15 protein-coding genes and 1 tRNA gene are annotated in these 16,267 nt (G+C 69.6%); 12 read left to right on the top strand and 4 right to left on the bottom strand.

Features of this window, described 5'->3' with window-relative positions; genetic code table 11:
- The first annotated feature begins 93 nt into the window (after nt 1–93).
- The 10 genes from ACFYPA_RS00440 to ACFYPA_RS00395 all read left to right on the top strand — a co-directional run bounded on the left by ACFYPA_RS00440 (nt 94) and on the right by ACFYPA_RS00395 (nt 12,045).
- Complete coding sequence (locus tag ACFYPA_RS00440) at nt 94–645, top strand: glycoside hydrolase family 25 protein (protein ID WP_359080497.1); 552 nt, start codon at nt 94–96, stop codon at nt 643–645.
- Between the two features lie 193 nt (nt 646–838).
- Complete coding sequence (locus tag ACFYPA_RS00435) at nt 839–1,258, top strand: MarR family winged helix-turn-helix transcriptional regulator (protein ID WP_359080499.1); 420 nt, start codon at nt 839–841, stop codon at nt 1,256–1,258.
- Between the two features lie 35 nt (nt 1,259–1,293).
- Entirely contained in the window at nt 1,294–1,563 is a 270-nt protein-coding gene (locus tag ACFYPA_RS00430; protein ID WP_359080278.1) for a hypothetical protein, read from the top strand.
- A 372-nt stretch (nt 1,564–1,935) separates the two neighbouring features.
- On the top strand, nt 1,936–3,069 hold the full coding sequence (gene chvE / locus ACFYPA_RS00425; RefSeq protein ID WP_359080280.1) for a multiple monosaccharide ABC transporter substrate-binding protein: 1,134 nt from the start codon (nt 1,936–1,938) through the stop codon (nt 3,067–3,069).
- Nucleotides 3,066–4,637 (top strand): multiple monosaccharide ABC transporter ATP-binding protein, encoded by a 1,572-nt coding sequence (mmsA, locus tag ACFYPA_RS00420; RefSeq protein ID WP_359312228.1) that lies wholly within the window; start codon nt 3,066–3,068, stop codon nt 4,635–4,637. The genes chvE and mmsA overlap by 4 nt, the downstream gene beginning before the upstream one ends.
- 5 nt (nt 4,638–4,642) lie before the next feature.
- Nucleotides 4,643–5,878 (top strand): multiple monosaccharide ABC transporter permease, encoded by a 1,236-nt coding sequence (gene mmsB / locus ACFYPA_RS00415; RefSeq protein WP_359080284.1) that lies wholly within the window; start codon nt 4,643–4,645, stop codon nt 5,876–5,878.
- A gap of 27 nt (nt 5,879–5,905) precedes the next feature.
- A complete protein-coding gene (locus ACFYPA_RS00410; protein ID WP_389128452.1) occupies nt 5,906–7,075 on the top strand; it encodes an aldose epimerase family protein in 1,170 nt (389 codons plus the stop codon).
- A 110-nt stretch (nt 7,076–7,185) separates the two neighbouring features.
- Nucleotides 7,186–8,718 carry a carboxylesterase/lipase family protein gene (locus ACFYPA_RS00405; RefSeq protein WP_389128450.1) on the top strand — a complete coding sequence of 511 codons (1,533 nt, stop codon included), beginning with the start codon at nt 7,186–7,188 and terminating at the stop codon, nt 8,716–8,718.
- 178 nt (nt 8,719–8,896) lie between these two features.
- Complete coding sequence (locus tag ACFYPA_RS00400) at nt 8,897–10,063, top strand: S1 family peptidase (RefSeq protein WP_359312235.1); 1,167 nt, start codon at nt 8,897–8,899, stop codon at nt 10,061–10,063.
- A gap of 491 nt (nt 10,064–10,554) precedes the next feature.
- Nucleotides 10,555–12,045 (top strand): UDP-N-acetylmuramoyl-L-alanyl-D-glutamate--2,6-diaminopimelate ligase, encoded by a 1,491-nt coding sequence (locus tag ACFYPA_RS00395; protein ID WP_359080292.1) that lies wholly within the window; start codon nt 10,555–10,557, stop codon nt 12,043–12,045.
- 45 nt (nt 12,046–12,090) lie between these two features.
- Here ACFYPA_RS00395 and ACFYPA_RS00390 read toward each other — a convergent pair whose 3' ends face one another.
- Entirely contained in the window at nt 12,091–12,531 is a 441-nt protein-coding gene (locus tag ACFYPA_RS00390; protein WP_359080294.1) for a GNAT family N-acetyltransferase, read from the bottom strand.
- 150 nt (nt 12,532–12,681) lie between these two features.
- Between ACFYPA_RS00390 and ACFYPA_RS00385 the strand changes: the two genes are divergently transcribed.
- Entirely contained in the window at nt 12,682–12,969 is a 288-nt protein-coding gene (locus ACFYPA_RS00385) for a DUF2087 domain-containing protein (RefSeq protein WP_359080296.1), read from the top strand.
- 122 nt (nt 12,970–13,091) lie between these two features.
- On the opposite strand, the gene ACFYPA_RS00380 is transcribed toward ACFYPA_RS00385, so the two are convergent.
- Complete coding sequence (locus ACFYPA_RS00380) at nt 13,092–13,970, bottom strand: sigma-70 family RNA polymerase sigma factor (protein WP_359080298.1); 879 nt, start codon at nt 13,968–13,970, stop codon at nt 13,092–13,094.
- A 104-nt stretch (nt 13,971–14,074) separates the two neighbouring features.
- Nucleotides 14,075–15,004: a TIGR03619 family F420-dependent LLM class oxidoreductase gene (locus tag ACFYPA_RS00375; protein WP_359080300.1), complete on the bottom strand. Its 930-nt coding sequence runs from the start codon at nt 15,002–15,004 to the stop codon at nt 14,075–14,077.
- Nucleotides 15,005–15,205: 201 nt separating this feature from the next.
- Between ACFYPA_RS00375 and ACFYPA_RS00370 the strand changes: the two genes are divergently transcribed.
- A tRNA-Met gene (locus tag ACFYPA_RS00370) sits at nt 15,206–15,279 on the top strand.
- Between the two features lie 93 nt (nt 15,280–15,372).
- On the opposite strand, the gene ACFYPA_RS00365 is transcribed toward ACFYPA_RS00370, so the two are convergent.
- Nucleotides 15,373–16,215, bottom strand: a complete 843-nt coding sequence (locus ACFYPA_RS00365) for an oxidoreductase (RefSeq protein WP_359080302.1) — start codon at nt 16,213–16,215, stop codon at nt 15,373–15,375.
- Nucleotides 16,216–16,267: the final 52 nt, after the last annotated feature.

Here is a 16,267-nt window from a genome sequence, read left to right as displayed (position 1 = left end):
TTTCCCGGCACGAGCGACGGATGGGAACCGGGTAGCGCGGGCACGTATCAGAGAAGGAAGCGGAATGACCGGACCATGAGTGAGGCGGTACCCATGCTGCACGGTGTCGATGTCAGCGCCTATCAGGCGTCGTTCGAAACGGACGGGCTGGACTTTGTCTTCATCAAGGCCACCGAGGGGCGTTCGTACATAAATCCGCATCTGGCGGCGCAGACGAAACGTGCCCGGGACGCGGAATGCGTGGTCGGGTTCTACCACTTCCTGTGGCCCGGGAATATCACGGCACAGGCGGAATACTTTCTGAGCAAGGCGCCGGAAGGGGCGGGAGATCTGCTGGCCGTCGACTGGGAGGAGAACGGTGAAGGCACGCATGCGAGCAATGCTGAGAAGGACCGCTTCATCCGCGAGGTCAAACGGCTGCGACCCCACCACAAGGTCCTGCTCTACTGCAACCGCTACTTCTGGCTGAATCACGACACCACGTCGTACGCCGGCGACGGGCTCTGGATCGCCGACTACGTCACCGCCGGGAAGCCGCGCATCAAGGCGTCCTGGCGCATCCACCAGCACACCGACGAGCCGCTCGACAGGGATGTCGCCGCGTTCTCCTCCCGGGCGGCCATGCGTACCTGGGCGGAGGGGTAGCGATCCAGGGGGTGGCGGGGTCCTCGTCCTCGCGGGCGAGGCGGCGGGCCGCCTTGTCCTTGGCCGGCGGCGTAGGTGTGATGCGCAGCCGCACGCAATGCTGGGTGCGCACCCATAATGGGTGCGTGCCTACGATATACGTGTGAACGAGAACGAGACCCCGCCCACTCTTCTGGGACTGACGACCTACCTCATGTCCAGGACGGGCAAAGTCGCGCGGAGCCGCCTCGCGGAGCGGCTGGCCGACCGCGGTCTGCGGCTCCGGCACATGGCGGTCCTGGCTGCCCTGGTCGACTTCGGCCCCCATGTGCAACGGGAGCTGGCGTCGCGGCTGACGATCGACCGCAGCGACATCGTGAAGATCATCGACGAACTGAGCGAGGCCGGACTGGTGGGCCGGGCACGCGACATGGCGGACCGGCGGCGCGTGACGGTCACCGTCAGCCCGGCGGGCCGCGCCCTGCTGGACCGCCTCAAGGCCGACGCCACTGCCGTGCAGGACGACGTCCTGGCGCCCCTGAACGCGCGCGAACGCGCCCGGCTGACAGCCCTGTTGGCGCGTGTTCACAGCCACCTCCAGGACGGCTCCGGGGCGGGGCGGCCAAGTCGCTGACCCATTCCGGCCCCCGGGTGCGGCAGACTTCCTCAGTGACCACTGCCGCGGCTCAGCCGCCTCGTGACCGTGCACTCGGGCGCGGAATCTCCACCCTCATTCCGCAGGCCGCCACGGCCACGCCCGCCGAACAGGCAGCGGCCGTGCTGACGGCCATGCAAAGCGTGCCTGTCCGGGTGGGCGTGCTCCAGGCGGCCGTCGTGCTGCTGGAGGAGCGGGTGCGCGCCACGGGCGACGACGCGGAACGCGCCGCTGCCGCGACCACGGTGGCCATGCTCCGGGGCGCGATCGGCCAGGCCCGCTGACGACCGCCACGCCGGACGGTCCCGCTCGTGCCTTGGTGCGGGGTGATGCGCCGCTCCGGCTGCGGGGAGGCACGGACGCGGGCGCGACCGAAACCGCGTCCTGAGCTGAGAGTTGCCGCGACGACGCCTGCGTGACCCATTGACAGTGTCCCCGCTCCCTCACTACCGTCACGCCCACATTTCGAACGCATGACGAGATTTCGAACGACGGTCAGCTCAACTGCCGCGTCGCGCAAGGGGATATCCCTGAGCGGCGGGGCCTTCGAGTGTCTGCGGCCGTCGCGCACGCCGAACCATGTCCGAAATACCGAACAATCGATGAGAGTGGCGCGGCCCGCCCAGCCGCTCCCCTCGCACCCCGGAGGACCGACCATGCGCACCTCACGAACCGCGTCCACCCCGCGCGTCGCCCGGACCGCAACGGTCCTCACCGCCCTGGCCCTGTCGCTGACGCTCGCCGCCTGCGGACAGAGCGGCGAAGGCGGCAGCAAGGAAAAGAAGACGGGCGGCAAGGGCTCGACCATCGGAATCGCCATGCCGACCAAGTCGTCGGAGCGTTGGATAGCCGACGGGAAAAACATGGTCGCCGAGTTCGAGAAGCTCGGCTACAAGACGGATCTGCAGTACGGCGAGAACGACGTCGACCAGCAGGTCTCCCAGGTCGAGAACATGATCACCAAGGGTGTGGACGTCCTCGTGATCGCCGCCATCGACGGCCGCGCGTTCAGCGATGTGCTGAATCAGGCGGAGAAGCAGGGCATCCGAGTCATCTCGTACGACCGGCTCATCCTCGGCAGCCCGGACGTCGACTACTACGCCTCCTTCGACAACGAGAAGGTCGGCGAGCTCCAGGCCGGCTACCTCCTCGACAAGCTCGGGCTGAAGTCCGGGACCGAGAAGGGGCCGTTCAACATCGAGCTGTTCGGCGGGTCCCCCGACGACAACAACACGCGCTACTTCTTCCAGGGCGCCTGGAAGACGCTCAAGCCGTACATCGACAAGAAGCAGCTCGTCGTCCGCAGCAAGCAGACGAAACTGGACCAGATCACCACGCTCGGCTGGGACGGAGGCATCGCCCAGAAGCGTATGGACAACCTCCTCACCAGCGCCTACTCGTCGGCTCAGGTCGACGCGGTGCTCTCCCCGTACGACGGCATGTCGATCGGCATCATCTCGGCCCTGAAATCGGATGGATACGGTACCGGATCCAAGCCGTACCCCGTCGTCACCGGTCAGGACGCCGAGGTCGCCTCGGTGAAGTCGATCATGGCCGGCCAGCAGACGCAGACCGTCTACAAGGACATTCGTGCCCTCGCCAAACGGGCCGTCCAGATGGCCGACGCCGTACTGAACGACAAGAAGCCCGAGGTCAACGACACCACGACGTACGACAACGAGAAGAAGGTCGTCCCCGCGTTCCTGCTCGAACCGGTGAGCGTCGACAAGACGAACTACCGCGCCGAGCTCGTAGATTCCGGCTACATCAAGGAGAGCGACCTCCGATGAAGGCCCCGACGGCAGGCCCGACGGCCGCCGCCGTACCCATCCTGGAGATGCGGTCCATCGTCAAGACGTTCCCCGGCGTCAAGGCACTCTCCGACGTCTCCCTCACCGTCGCCCAGGGCGAGGTGCACGCCATCTGCGGGGAGAACGGCGCCGGGAAGTCAACGCTGATGAAGGTCCTCAGCGGAGTACACCCGCACGGCAGTTACGAGGGCGAAATCCGGTTCAAGGGCGAGGACTGCGCCTTCAAGGACATCCGGGCGAGCGAAGCGCGCGGCATCGTGATCATCCACCAGGAACTCGCCCTGGTGCCGTACCTCTCCATCGCCGAGAACATCTTCCTCGGGAACGAACACGCCACCCGCGGCTTCATCAGCTGGAACGAGACCCTGCGCCACGCGGCCCTCCTGCTCGACCGGGTCGGCCTGCGGGAGCACCCCCAGACCAGGGTCGCCGACATCGGCGTCGGCAAGCAGCAGCTCGTCGAGATCGCCAAGGCGCTCTCGAAGAAGGTCGAGTTGCTGATCCTCGACGAACCGACCGCCGCCCTCAACGACGAGGACAGTGCCAAACTCCTTACGCTCATCGAAGAGTTGAAGGAGCAGGGCATCTCGTCGATCATCATCTCGCACAAGCTCGGTGAGATCACGGCGGTCGCCGACTCCGTCACCGTCCTGCGCGACGGCCGCACGGTCGAAACCCTCGACGTGGGCTCCGGATCGACCACCGAGGACCGCATCATCCGCGGCATGGTCGGCCGCGAACTCGACCACCGCTTCCCCGACCGCACCCCGTACGAAGGCGACCCGGGAGCGCACCCGGCCCTGGAGATCCGCGACTGGACCGTGCACCACCCGATCGACCAGCACCGCAAGGTCGTCGACCGCGTCTCCGTCCTCGCCCGCCGCGGGGAGATCGTCGGCATCGCCGGCCTGATGGGCGCCGGCCGCACCGAACTCGCCATGAGCGTCTTCGGCCGCAGCTACGGCCGCAACATCAGCGGAACGGTCCTCAAGGACGGCAAGGAGATCCGCACGCGCACCGTCTCCGAAGCGGTCGGCCACAAGATCGCCTACGTCACCGAGGACCGCAAGCAGTACGGCCTCAATCTCATCGACACCATCGGCCGAAACATCAGCCTCGGCGCCCTGGACAAGGTGTCGCGGCGGGGGATCGTCGACGAGCACGAGGAGACCCGCGTCGCCGAGTCCTACCGCACCTCCATGAACATCAAGGCCCCCACGGTCTTCGAACAGGTGGGGCGTCTCTCCGGCGGCAACCAGCAGAAGGTCGTCCTCGGCAAATGGATCTTCGCCGGTCCGGACGTCCTCATCCTCGACGAGCCGACCCGCGGGATCGACGTCGGCGCGAAGTACGAGATCTACTCCGTCATCGACCGGCTGGCGGCGGAGGGCAAGGCCGTCGTGCTCATCTCCTCCGAGCTCCCCGAACTGCTCGGCATGTGCGACCGCATCTACACCATGGCCGCCGGCCGGCTCACCGGCGAAGTCCCGCGCGCGCAGGCCACCCAGGAGGCCCTCATGCGCCATATGACCAGCGACAAGAGGTAGCAGGAATGCCCCAGGCCCCCACCGACACCCCGCAGCGCACCGTCAAGGCCGCCCCGGCCGCGCCCCCGACGACCGGCAGCCTCCTCCTGGACGCGGCACGCCGCAACATGCGCCAGTACGGGATGCTCATCGCCCTCGGGGTGATCGTCGTCCTCTTCGAGATATGGACCGACGGAGTCCTGCTCAAGCCGAACAACGTCACCAACCTCGTCCTCCAGAACAGCTACATCCTCGTACTCGCCATCGGGATGATGATCGTCATCATCGCCGGGCACATCGACCTCTCCGTCGGCTCACTGGCCGCCTTCGTCTCCGCCGCCGCCGCGGTCATGATGGTGGAGCACGACATGCCCTGGGTCCTCGCCCTCGTGCTCTCGCTGCTCGTCGGAGCGGTCGCGGGCGCCTGGCAGGGCTTCTGGATCGCGTACGTCGGCATCCCCTCGTTCATCGTCACCCTCGCGGGAATGCTGCTCTTCCGGGGTGGCACGCAGATCCTGCTGGGCAGCCGCTCGCTCGGCCCGTTCCCCGAGGGCTTCCAGAAGATCTCCACCGGCTACCTCCCCGAGATCGGGCCCGAGACCAATTACCACAACCTGACCCTCCTCATGGGCTGCGCGCTCCTGGCCTTCGCCCTCCTCCAGGAGGTCCGCGACCGGCGCCGCCAGCAGCGCTACGAACTCGACGTCCTGCCCCGGAACATCTTCCTCGCCAAGTGCGTCGCTCTGGCCGCGGCCGTACTCGCCTTCACCATGACCCTGGCCAGCTACCGCGGCGTCCCCGTCGTGCTCCTCCTGCTCGCCGCGCTGCTCATCGGCTTCGGCTACGTCATGCGCAACGCGATCGTCGGCCGCCATGTGTACGCGCTCGGCGGCAACCGCGCCGCGGCGAAGCTCTCCGGCGTCAAGGACCAGCGCGTCACGTTCCTCGTCTTCGTGAACATGGGCGTCCTGGCGGCGCTCGCCGGCATCGTCTACGCCGCCCGCCTCAACGCTGGCGTGCCCCAGGCGGGGACGAACTTCGAGCTGGAGGCCATCGCCGCCGCCTTCATCGGCGGAGCCTCCATGAGCGGCGGCGTCGGCACGGTCTTCGGCGCCATCATCGGCGGCCTGGTGCTGGGCGTACTCAACAACGGCATGTCGCTCGTGGGGATCGGCACCGACTACCAGCAGGTCATCAAGGGTCTGGTACTGCTCGCCGCCGTCGGCTTCGACGTCTACAACAAACGCAAGGTCGGCTCGTAACTCCCTCTCCCCGTCAAGGAGTCACCCATGCCCAGCACCACCAGACGCACCGTGCTGACAGCCGCGGCCGCCGCAGGGATCACCGCCACCGCTGCGGGATCCGCCCACGCCTCGGAAGGGCGCCACGGCACACCCGGCCACGCGCCTACCAAGGAGGTCTTCGGCTTGCTCGCCGACGGCACGGCCGTGCACCGCTGGACCCTGAGCAACGGCGGGACAACCCTCAAGGCGCTCTCCTACGGCGGCATCATCCAGTCCCTGGAGACCGCCGACCGCCGCGGCAGGGCCACGGGTATCGCCCTGGGCTTCGACAACCTCGACGACTACGTGGCCAAGTCGCCCTACTTCGGCGGACTGATCGGACGCTACGGCAACCGCATCGCCGACGGACGGTTCACCCTGGACGGTGCCACCCACCAACTCCCGCTCAACGACGGTCCGAACAGCCTGCACGGCGGCGACCGGGGCTTCGACAAGCGGATGTGGGACGTCGCACCGTTCACCCGAGGCGCCGACACGGGCCTCGTCCTCACCCGGATCAGCCCGGACGGAGAGGCCGGATACCCCGGCAACCTGGCCGTGCGCGTCACCTACACCCTCACCCCGCGCGGCGCCTGGCGCATCGACTACGAGGCCACGACCGACCGGGCCACCGTCGTCAACCTCACCAGCCACACCTACTTCAACCTCGCGGGGGAGGGGAACGGCACGATCGACGGCCATCTGCTGGAACTGGCCGCCACCCGCTACACCCCGGTCGACGCGACGCTCATCCCGACCGGGGAACTCGCCCCCGTAGCCCGCACCCCCTTCGACTTCCGCCGCGCCCGGAGCATCGGGGAGCAGGATCGCATCCCGCACGAGCAGACCGTGATCGCGCAGGGCATCGACCACAACTACGTACTGGACAAAGGCATCACGCCCCGGCCCGAGTACGCCCTGAGCGTCACCCACCCCGAATCCGGCCGGGTCATGAAGATGTACACCACCGAGCCCGGCATGCAGCTCTACACCGGGAACTTCCTCGACGGCACTCTCACCGGCTCCTCGGGCCGTCTCTACCGCCAGGGCGACGCGTTCTGCCTGGAGGCCCAGCACTTCCCCGACGCACCCAACCAGCCGGCCTTCCCCTCCACCGTGCTGCGCCCCGGCCGGACGTACCGGACGACGACCGTGCACGCGTTCTCCACCCGGTGACGCATCCCGTGCGGTGACGGTCAAACCGTTCGCGTCGCGGCCGGCCGCTCTGCCATTCTGATCTTCGTGCCGTCCGCCCGGGCGGGGGAGCGAAGGATGGCAGAGCAGCCTTGACCGGCGTATTCGACACAACGAGCGGCCGAGTGAGCGGACGCGCACCGGACCGGGGGGTCGTGGCCGTCCTCGGTATCCCGTACGCGGAGCCCCCCTTCGGAGCTGGCCGGTTCAGGGAGCCGCGTCCCCGGCGAGCCTGGGAGGGCATCCGCGACTGCGTGGAGTACGGCCCCGTTTCGCCGCAGTCGGCGGAACTGCCGGGCGCTCCGAGCTGGGCACCCGGCGACGAGGACATCCTCAGCCTCAACGTATGGACACCCGTACGTGAACTCGGAGCGGAGGACCGCCGGCTGCCGGTGCTCGTCTGGATCCACGGCGGGGCCTACACCTTCGGGTCCAGCGCCCAGCCGGACTTCGACGGTACGGCGCTGGCTCTGGCCGGCCTCGTGGTGGTCACCCTCAACTACCGCACCGGATTCGAGGGCTTCGGCCATGTCCCGGCACACGGCGAGGACCCCTGCCCGCCGAACCGCGGGCTGCTCGACCAGATCGCCGCACTGGAGTGGGTGCGCGACAACATCGCGTCCTTCGGGGGAGACCCGGGCAACGTCACCGCGGCCGGGCAGTCCGCCGGGGCGACGTCCGTGGCCTGTCTGATGACCGTGGACGCGGCACGGGGGCTGTTCCGGCGGGCGATCGCGCACAGCGCCGTCGGCCCGGTCTTCGATCCGGAGTTCGCCGAGCACCTCATGCGGGAGGTGGCCGCTGCGGCGGGTACTGCCGCGACGCACGCCGGTCTGGCAGCAGCGTCCCCGCAGGCGCTGGTGCGGGCGTCCGACGCGGTCGTCGAGGGATACCGGCAGGGTCCGCGCTCAGGACCCCTCTCCTGGGATCCCGTCATCTTCGGCCCGGTCGCCGACGGGCACTTCCTCCGTGCCGACCCGCTGGACCTGATCGCGGCAGGGGCGGCCCCTGCGATCGATCTCCTCGTCTGCCACACCACCCAGGAGTACTGGCTGATGGGAGCCGTCGGCGGCTGCGCCGAGGTCACCACCGAGGGAGAACTGGCTCGTTTCGTGCAGGACTTCGGCCTTCCGGACAGCTTGCCGGCGGGCTATCGCCGTCTGGTTCCCGACGCGACCGTGCGTGATGTCCAGCTGGCGGTGTACGGGGACCTGTCGTTCGGCGAGTACAGCAACCGGATCGCCGCGGGCCATGCCCGGACGGGAGGACGCACCTACCTGTCGCGTTTCGTCCGGCAGCGTGGCGGATCCGGGCCGGGGGTGTACGCCTGGCACTGTGCGGACATTCCGTTCGCCTTCGGGAACCTGGCCGAGGAAAGCGTCCAGTTCCTGATCGGCGGCCCGCCGACGCCGTCGGACCACCGACTCTCGGAGCGGATGGTCGCGTCCTGGGCCGGATTCGCGGCCACGGGCGATCCGGGGTGGGAGCCCCTCGATGACGCCTCACCCGACTCGATCAGGATCTGGGGAACGGCGGACCCGGCGGCGGGCCCCGAGTTCTGGAGGGACGACTCGGCGCTGCGTGGACTGTGGAGCGGGTTCACCTACCGCCCCGATCAGCACTGACGGGATTTCGCCGGCGGATCCTTCGAGGTGGCCCCGCGATCTGTCATTGGCATGGACCTGCAAAAGACTCTCGGCTACAGTCCGGATCGGCACACTCTGAGAGCGCTCTCAAGCGAGCGTCTCCCGGACGCCTGCTGTTCCTCCCCCACGTCGCCGGAACAACAGAAGGGCCAAGACCATGAGACGCACCACGGCTTTACGCACCGCCCTGTCCGCTGTGCTCCTCCTCGGAGCCTGGGCGGGCGCGGGCTTCCCGTCCGCCCAGGCCGCGGACACACCCACAGCAGGTTCCCGCACCGCCGCCGACACACGACAGGCGTCCGCCGGTCTGCTGACCGCCATGCAGAAGGACCTCGGCCTGACGGAAAGTCAGGCCAGGGCGCGGCTCGCCGCGGAGAAGACGGCGACCGCGATCCAGCCCAAGGCCCAGCGCGCCGCGGGATCGTCGTACGGCGGCTCCTGGTTCGACCCGTCGACGGGCGGCCTCACGGTCGCCGTCACCAGCGAGAAACAGGCAGCTTCCGTACGGGCGACAGGCGCCGCCGTCCGTCTGGTCACACACACCGCCCGCAGTCTCGACGCCGCCAAGGCGAAGATCGACCGGCTGCCGGCGCCCGCCGGTGTCAGCAGCTGGCACGTCGACCCCGAGGCCAACAAGGTCGTCGTGAACGTCGTCTCCTCGGCGCGGTCCGACAACGATGTCCTCGCGTTCATCGACCGGGCCAGGGACGCGGGCCCCGTCGCCGTCGAGCAGACCGCCGAGGCACCGCGGACCTTCTCCGCCGGGACGGTGGGCGGCGACCCGTACTACACGGGCAACGTCCGGTGCTCCATCGGCTTCTCCGTGTACGGCGGCTTCGTCACCGCCGGCCACTGCGGGCAGGCGGGCGCGTCGGTCAGAGGATGGGACGGGTCGGGGATAGGCAACTTCCAGGGATCGTCCTTCCCGGACAACGACTACGCCTGGGTCAGCGTGGGCAACGGCTGGTGGACCGTCCCCGTGGTCCTCGGCTGGGGAACCGTCTCGGACCAGCTGGTCCGCGGCTCCGCCGTGGCACCGGTCGGGGCGTCGATCTGCCGTTCCGGATCCACTTCGCACTGGCACTGCGGAAACGTGCTCGCCACCAACGAGACCGTCAACTACAGCCAGGGCGCGGTGCACCAGATGACCAAGACCAGTGTGTGCGCCGAGCCGGGTGACTCGGGCGGTTCCTTCATCAGCGGGGACCAGGCACAGGGCGTCACCTCGGGCGGATGGGGCAACTGCGGCTCCGGTGGCGAGACCTGGCACCAGCCGATCAACGAGATCCTGAACCGGTACGGGCTGACTCTGCACACGGCCTGACACCGGACGGCCGAACCGGAGGGCCTGTCGCGCGGGAGCATCCACTCCCGCGAGGCAGGCCCTCCGTGCACTTCCAGGAACGCCGCTCCCCGAGCCGCAGGCGGTGACCAGCAGCGCGATGGACCGGCCCCCGCTTCGGCTGCGACCATCACCGGTGCCCGGCGCGGTCCACGGGACGTACACTCCCCGTATGGGTCACACAGATGTGGTGAGGGAGTGCCTGCTGAGGGCGCCCCTCATGCTGGGCCCCGCCGCTCCCCGGGCGCGCTGCCGCGCCCTGCACGGCCACGGCTGACCAGAACCCGACTTCACCGGCCGTCGCACGACGCACTCCCGTCCCGGCCGCGTTCTCCCGCTCCGCCACCGGAGCCGATTCACTCCTTCGCTGCGCAGACCGCAGCACCCCGCACCATGCGCAGCTCCCGCGGCGCACCGTCGGAATCCGCGACGGCCGCCGGCGGGCCGAGCCGCATTCTCGAGAGGACCCCCGCATGAACCTGAGGGAGTTGCTGGCCGGTCACGATCACGAGGTTCTCCTCGGCGATCCGGAAACCCCGATCACCGCCGGACCCTGCTTCGACGCCCATCGCGTCACGCCCGGCTCGCTCTACATCGCCGTACCCGACCACCGCGAGGGTGGCCCCGAGGCCGTGGGCCCCGCTCTGGCGCGCGGAGCCGTCGCCGTACTCCTCGACAGCCGTGCGCCGGATGTCCTGGCGGCCGTGCACGCCGCCGGGGCCGGCGCGTGCGTGGTGCGGGTGGCGGACACCCGTACCGCGGCAGCGGTCGTCACCTCCCGCTACTTCGGAGAGCCCGGCCGCTCCATGAACATGGTGGCCGTCACCGGTACCAACGGGAAGACCTCCGTCTCGTACATGGTCGAATCCGTGCTGAGGATCGCGGAGGGCGCCAAGGTCGGCGTGATCGGAACGGCGGGGAGCCGCATCGGCGACGAACTCATCCCGATGCCCCGCTCGGTTCTGACCACGCCGGAGTCACCTGACTTCCAGTACCTCCTCGGCCGGATGCGCGACCAGGAGGTGGGCACCGTGGTCCTGGAGGCCACCTCGATGGGCCTGCTGCACCACAGGGTGGATCACGCCTTCCTGGACGTGGGCATCTTCACCAATCTCACGCAGGACCATCTGGACGACCACGGAACGATGGAGCACTACCGCGACGCCAAACTCCGCCTCTTCCAGGGGCTGTGCCGCAGTGCCGTGGTCAACGCGGACGACCCGGTGGGGGCCGCGATCGTACCGACGATGCCCGGCAGGGTCGCCACGTACGGCATCGACGCGCCGGCCGACTACCGTGCCACCGACCTGAGCATGAACGCCTTCGGCACCCGCTTCACCCTCCACCACGGGGGCGACAAGTACCCGGCGGCGATCCCGGTGCCCGGCCGCTTCTCCGTTTCCAACGCACTCGCCTCCGTGGCCGCCTGCCACCTCCTGGGACACGACCTCGCCGGGCTGGTGAGTGCGCTCGACCGGATGCCCCCGGTACCCGGGCGGCTCGAACGGTTCGAGACGCCGAGCGGCACGGCGGTGATCGTGGACTACGCCCACTCCCCGGACTCCCTGGACAAGGTGCTCGGTGCCGTCAGGGACTTCGCCACGGGCCGGGTCATCACCGTCTTCGGCTGCGGGGGAGACCGGGACGTGACCAAGCGGGCACGCATGGGCGAGATCGCCGGGGCCCGCTCCGACCTGTGCGTCCTGACCTCGGACAACCCGAGGAACGAGGACCCCGAGGCGATCATGGATCAGATCACCCCGGGCCTCAGGTCCACGGGCACGAGGTTCGAACGTCACGCGGACCGGCGCGCGGCGATCGCCTTCGCCCTGTCGGACGCCGGACCCGACGACATCGTGCTGGTGGCGGGGAAGGGCAGCGAGCCCTACCAGATCGTCGGCGAACAGCTCATCCCCTTCAGCGACATGGCGACGGTGCGCGAACTCGCCGCCGCCGCGGAATGACAGCCCGCGCCCAGCGACCGCCGCGGAGCGCCGCCCCCATCGGCGTCAGACCAGCCGCAGATCGATGAACGGCACGCTGTCACCCGGCAGCACATAGCGCTCGGTCTCGATGAAGCCGCGGCCGAGCGCGAAGCGCAGCCCTTCCGGGTTGGACTCCAGGACGCAGGTCTCGATGACATCGGCTCCGAGCGCGCGCGCGTCCGCCAGGCCGCGCTCGTACAGCTGCCCGCCGAATCCCCTGCCGCGGTGGTCCGGCAGCACCCTCGCGATCACGGTGGCCGCCGAAGCGCCGTCGGCGGGCGGCCGCACGGTCGAGCAGCCCATCGCGAGCTCGCCGAGATAGGCGACGGCGAGCCGGTTGCGGCCGGCCCGTTCGCGTACCTCCGCGAGCGACAGCACGGCCGTCGGGATGATCGCGTTGTGGACGTACTGCCAGTCCTTGAGCATGGCGTCGCCGTCCACCCGCTCGATACGAAGTTCCGTCATCGCAGCAGGAAACCCTCGGGGCGTCCGCGCGTCAACTCGCCTGACTCCGACAGGCGTCGGGCAGACACGGCGGCCCCTCGCCACAGCTCCGGTCCGGTCTCCGGAGAAACATGTTGCCGGGTGCCGGATCCGGCTGAAAGGCTCCGGGTCATGTCCGACAACCGATCAAGCTCCAGCCACGGTGTGGCCGCCCTCTTCTCCCATGGGCGGCTGACGACGATCCCGCGCAGGACGGCCCGCCGCGAGCAGCTCCTGGAACACCTCGCGGACACGCTGTTCCGGCCCGACCGGACGTACACCGAACGCGAAGTCAACGACGCCCTCCTCACGGTCCATGAGGACTGCGCGGCGCTGCGCCGCTATATGGTCATCGGCGGCCTGCTGGCGCGGACCAAGGATGGCGTCGCCTACCGACGCCCTGCCCGACCGGCAGCGTGACGGCCCGGACGAAGGCCGCCCGCTGTTCCGTCCGGCCCCGTGCCGGGCGCCGAGCCGCAGTCGAGCTCCGCGGGCCCGGGCCGACTGTGACGACGTGCCGGTGACCGGGCCGCGCATCCGCGTCAGTGGTCGAGGACGCCGATCTCGAACGCGGCGAGCCGGTCCGGGTCGGCGACGACGTCGATGCCCGTGACCAGACCGTCCACGATGGTGAAACCGAGGACCAGACGCAGTCGTCCGTGCGGCGCCATCGCCAGCGCGACCTCGCCGTCGACGAGCGCGACCCCGGTGAACAGGGCACGGCCCGTGGCCGCCATCGCGCCCTTCGCCACGGTGTGACCGCCTCGGACCACGACGGGCTCGGGGGTGGGAATGACCGACCGGTCGGCGCGCAGCACCACATCGGGGTGGAGCAGTGCTACCAGAGCGTCGAAATCCCCGGCGCGGGAAGCGGACAGGAACGCCTCGACGACCCGCCGGCGTCGGGGCAGATCCGCATCCGCCGACGTGGTGGCTCCCTTGACCCGGCGGCGCGCACGGCTTGCGAGCTGCCGGGCGGTGTCCGGGGAACGGTCGAGCAGCGGCCCGATCTCGGCGAACGGCACGGCGAACATGTCGTGCAGCACGAAGGCGAGGCGTTCCGCCGGCGCGAGCCGGTCGAGCACCACCAGCAGCGCCAGCCCGACGGAGTCGGCGAGCAGGGCCTCCCGCTCCGGGTCGTCCCCCTCGCCGGGCCCGGGAGACCGGTCGTAGGTGTCGAGAGGTTCCTCACGGCGCGTACGACGGGTGCGGAGCATGTTCATACACACCCGGCCCACCACGGTGGTCAGCCACCCGGTCAGGTTGTGCACCTCACTGACATCGGCCCGGGAAGCCCTCAGCCAGGATTCCTGCACCGCGTCGTCGGCTTCGCTCACCGACCCCAGCATCCGGTACGCGACCGCCTTCAGGTGGCTCCTGTCCTCCTCGAACCGTTCGGCCAGCGCGGTGCGGTCGTCCATGGGTCACGTTCCTCCGTCGGCGGTCTCCACTGAAGCTGCCCACAGGAAACCACTGGGGCGCTGATGCCACCCGGGCCCCGGCCCGGGTTCCACGCAGGCCCTGCTCAGACCCCCGCGGCCCGAGCGGCCTCGTACACCTCGGTTGCCACGTCGACGAGTTCGCGGGCGTCACGGAGCGAGGTCTGGAGGTCGAGCACGATCTCCGGAATCCCCGTGGCGGCGTGCGCGACGAGATCCTCGACGATCTGCGCGACATCGCCGTGGAAGGGCCGCCGGCCCGCACCGGGCACAGGCCTCGCGCTGTACCGCGCGTTGGCACGGGCGCAGACCTCGACCGGGCGCTCGCGCCCACGCTCGGCGGCTACGTCCCGCACCCGCTGCCACTGCTCGGAGAGCTGCGGGGCTCCCATCGCGACGGGCATCCAGCCGTCGGCCCGGTCGATCAGACGCCGAGTGGCCCGGGGGCCGGTGGCCGGCAGATAGACGGGGATGGGACGCGCGGGCTTGGGCCCCACTTCGGACGGCGCGATGGTGGTCAGACTGCCCTTGTACGAAACGGGGTCAGGCCCCCAGACGGCTGCGCACACGTCCAGCAGTTCGTCCAGAACCTCACCGCGCCTCTCGAAGGGGGCGACGGCAGCGGCCGCGTACTCATCCAGGGACCACCCCGTGCCCAGCCCCGCGATCACCCGTCCACCACTGGCGGCGTCCAGCGACGCGAGCGAGCGGGCGAGCTGGAAGGGCACGTGCAACGGGGCGACGAGAACACTCGTGCCGAGCCGGGCCCGCTCGGTGGCCGCGGCGGCCAGTGTCAGCGTCACCAACGGGTCGGCGACGCCGCGGTAGTGATCGGGCCAGGCCAGCCCCGGAACGCCGTACAGGCCCTGGACCGCGGGTTCGGGAAAGAGGATGCGCTCGAACACCCACAGACTCTCGTACCCGACGGCCTCCGCGGCGCGCGCCACGACGGCGACGTCGCGGCCGATGTCGTACTGCTTCGTCTGCGGCAGACCGAGACCGAGCGCGATCGGCATACGAGTGCTCCCTCTGTGTAGTGTGCTGAGGCAACTACCGTACGGGAGTGCACCCTTGCCGTGTCGACCGGCAGTCCGACGTCGCCACCGGCGGGTTCTTCGCCGCAGCGCCCCATCCGTGGTGACATCCGGGATCACCGGGCCCGGCCGGAGGGTGGTCATGGGGGCCGCGGATATGGCATAGGCTGGGGATCACAACGACGCGGGGTGGAGCAGCTCGGTAGCTCGCTGGGCTCATAACCCAGAGGTCGCAGGTTCAAATCCTGTCCCCGCTACTGTCGGAACAGGGCCCGGAACCAATTGGTTCCGGGCCCTGTTTCATGCGGGGAGACCGGTGGCTTCTCGCGAGTGGCCCACTCGTGCCGGTCTCAGCCGCGCAGCTCGGACAGGTCCTCCTCAGCGAGACCGAGAGCGTTCGCCGCGAGGTTCTCCTCCAGATGATCGAGAGAGCCGGTGCCCGGAATCGCCAGCACCGAGGGTGACGCGGCCAGCAGTGAGGCGATCCGTACCTGAGCGGGGGTCGCCCCCAGGCGGGCTGCGACCTTGCCGAGCCGGTCCGTGTCGATCGGGGTACGGCCACCGCCGAGCGGGAAGTACGGCACGTACGCGATATCCGCTGCCTCACATTCCGCGAGCAGCTCCATGTCATCGGTGTGCTGGTTCTGCACCGCCGCGACGGGCGCGATGGCCCGTGCCTCGGCGAACTGCCCGGCGTCGACATTGCTGACGCCCAGGTGCCGGATCAGCCCCTCCGCGCGGAGCCCGGCCAGAACCGCGAACCGTTCCGCGATCGATTCGCCGCCCGGCCCGGTCATGCCGCCCACCCGCAGGTAGACCAGATCGAGCCGGTCCAGACCGAGGGCTCGCAGATCCGCCTCGACCAGAGCTCGAAGCTGACCGGCCGTCGCCTGCCCGCTGGGCACGCCCTCGGGTCCGGGCAGCGGCCCGACCTTCGTCGCGATCACCAGGTCGTCCGGGTAGGGAGTCAGAGCCGTATGGATCAGCTCGTTGGCGCGCACGGCACCCCTGCCGTAGAAGCCCGCCGTGTCGATGTGGTTCACGCCCAGTGCCACGGCGCGCCGGAGCACGGCGACACCGGTGCGCGGATCCCGCGTCGGGCCGTCGAAGGTACCCATCGCCAGGCGCATGGCGCCGAAGCCGAGCCGAGCGACGGGCAGGTCTCCACCGAGGGAGAAGGTCTTGATCGTCATGAGACACAGGGTGTGCGCCGGGGCACGGCAGGGCGAACCCGTGGCAGCTTGC

The organism is Streptomyces sp. NPDC005775, assembly GCF_042871565.1.
Taxonomy (GTDB): Bacteria; Actinomycetota; Actinomycetes; order Streptomycetales; family Streptomycetaceae; genus Streptomyces.
Note: the sequence above shows the minus strand (reverse complement) of the source record. Positions and strands in the feature narration are given on the sequence as shown.